Annotated in this window: 1 protein-coding gene; it reads left to right on the top strand. The window is 46.9% G+C overall.

What is annotated here, in order from left to right; genetic code table 11:
• The coding region (locus ACXAFR_RS27570) for an IS30 family transposase (RefSeq protein ID WP_475183444.1) at window positions 1–360 on the top strand (360 nt) is incomplete at both ends.

The following is a 360-nucleotide window of genomic DNA, read 5'->3' on the forward strand; positions in this document are numbered from 1 at the left end:
CAAGGGTCATCAGCAGGCGATTGTTTCTCTGACCGAGCGCCGTACTCGTTTCACCCTCATTCAGAGGGTAGAGCGAAAAACGGCCAAATGCGTCACGCAAGCTATCATCAACTTGCTTTCGCCATACAGTGACTCTGTTATCACAATGACGTCTGACAATGGCAAAGAATTCGCCGATCACAACATCATAGCGAGCAAACTTGATGCTGATTTTTACTTTGCTCACCCCTACGCATCCTGGGAACGTGGGCTGAACGAAAATACCAACGGCCTGATACGGCAATACATTCCCAAAGGCACTGATCTGACCAACATAACTCAACAGGAGATCAATCAGATCATGTACAAACTCAATAATCG

This window comes from Pseudomaricurvus sp. ABR4_320 (genome assembly GCF_056159445.1).